Source organism: Candidatus Pelagibacter sp. HIMB123 (assembly GCF_052048195.1).
GTDB lineage: Bacteria > Pseudomonadota > Alphaproteobacteria > Pelagibacterales > Pelagibacteraceae > Pelagibacter.
The window spans coordinates 1-2,237 of the sequence record NZ_JBNAIL010000041.1; the positions used below are offsets into that span (position 1 = coordinate 1).

Annotated in this window: 2 protein-coding genes; both read left to right on the forward strand. The window is 31.2% G+C overall.

The features are described from left to right. The coding region (locus ACTTBL_RS06800) for an acyl-CoA dehydrogenase C-terminal domain-containing protein (protein ID WP_440644157.1) at window positions 1-643 on the forward strand (643 nt) is incomplete at its 5' end. Window positions 644-645: 2 nt separating this feature from the next. Further along, the coding region (locus ACTTBL_RS06805) for an acyl-CoA synthetase (RefSeq protein ID WP_440644158.1) at window positions 646-2,237 on the forward strand (1,592 nt) is incomplete at its 3' end.

Here is a 2,237-nt window from a genome sequence, read left to right on the forward strand (position 1 = left end):
TCCAGATGAAAAAATTAAACAAGAAGCTTTGGACTATGTTTCATTGATGACACCAGTTGTTAAATCATTATTTACAGATTTAGCTATGGAGATTACCAATGATGCAATGCAGATACATGGTGGATATGGTTATACTAAAGACCAAGGAATAGAGCAGTTATATAGAGATAATCGTATTACTCCAATCTATGAAGGTACAAATTCTGTTCAGGCAGCAGATTTAGTGTTTAGGAAACTATCTAATAAAAATGGTGATGTTATAAATAAGTTTTTAGATATGGTTAAATCTGAATGCGATAGTAAGAATGAAAAAGTAAAAACATTTTCAAAAGAATTAAATTATTATTTAGATATTTTATCTAAGTTTACAGACTGGGTTAAGGATAAACATAAAATAGAAAAAGACGATGTAAGTGCTGCAGCAAATGATTATTTGAGAAGTCTGGGATACGTTTCAATTGCTTATGCTTGGATCAAAATTTTAGATGTAAGTTTTAATGATTTTGATAAAAATAAAGAATTTTATAGCGATAAAATAAATACCGCAAAATTTTATTTCGATAAGGTATTGCCTAGAGCTGAGTATCATTACAAATCTGCTATTTCAGGAAGTTCTAACATAATGAATTTTAAGTTTAATTAATAATGAATCATTACGAGACAAATTTAGATAAAAATAAAGCGAACTACGTTCCACTTACCCCACTAACGTTTCTTAAAAGAGCAAGGGAAATTTATCCAAATTATGAAGCTATAATTTATGAAGATAGGAAATATACTTGGGAGGAAGTTTACAAGAGAGCTGTAAAATTTGCTAGCGCACTGTCAAAAATTGGAATTAAAAAAGGAGATACAGTTTCGTTTTTGGCCTTCAATACACCTGAAATTTTCGAAGGACATTACTCAGTACCTATGGCAGGTGCAGTATTGAATACAATTAATATAAGACTAGATGCAAATACAATTTCATATATTTTAGATCACAGCGATGCAAAGGTGCTAGTAGTTGATAGACAATTGCATGGAGAAGTTAAGAAAGCATTAAAAACTTTAAATAAGAAAATTACAATAATTGATATAGATGATAAAAATGCTGATCAATCGAAATTAGAAAAAATTGGCGATTTAGAATATGAAAGTTTTTTAAATACTGGTGATGAAAATTTCGATTGGCAAATGCCAGAGGATGAATGGCAAGCAATATCATTAAGCTATACATCAGGTACTACAGGAAATCCCAAAGGAGTAGTTTATCATCATAGAGGTGCATATTTAATGTCTACAGGAAGTTCAGTAGCTTGGAACATGCCAAATAGATTAAATTTTTTAACAGTGGTTCCAATGTTTCATTGCAATGGTTGGTGTTATCCATGGACAGTTCCAATGTTAAATGGAAGGACAATTTGTTTAAGAAATATTGACATAAAAAAAATTTTTGAATTAATCGATAAATATGAAGTAACTCATTTTGGTGGTGCCCCAATAGTATTAAATATGATTACAGGAGCTCCTGAAAGTGACAAAAAAAAATTAAAACAAAAAGTTTATGTTTTGACTGCTGGAGCGCCTCCACCAAGTATAATTTTCAAAAAAATGAGAGCATTAGGTTTTGAAGTAATGCATGTATACGGTTTAACGGAAACTTATGGACATGTTACTCAGTGTGCGTGGAATGATGAATGGAACAATTTCGATGAGGAAAAACAAAATGAAATTAAGGCTAGGCAAGGTGTAAGATATCCAAATACCGAAGGTGTAGTTGTTTTGGATCCAGAAACAATGAAAGAAGTTCCTAAAGATGGAAAAACAATTGGTGAAATTATGATTAGAGGGAATGTCGTAATGAAAGGTTACTTTAAAGACAAAGATGCTACCGATAAAGCTATGAAAGATGGATGGTTTCATAGTGGTGATTTAGCTGTAATGCATCCTGATGGGTATGTAAAAATACAAGATAGATCAAAAGATATAATTATTTCCGGAGGTGAAAATATTTCCTCAATTGAAATAGAAAATACACTTTCTAAACATCCATCAGTTTCTATTGCGGCAGTTGTTGCTAAACCTGACGAAAAATGGGGAGAAGTTCCTTGTGCATTTATTGAAATGGTTAAAGATAAGCCGGTATCAGAAAAAGAATTAATTGATTTTTGTAAAGAAACTTTAGCGGGATTTAAAGTTCCCAAGAAAGTTGTCTTCTGTGAGTTGCCAAAAACTTCGACAGGAAAAATACAAAA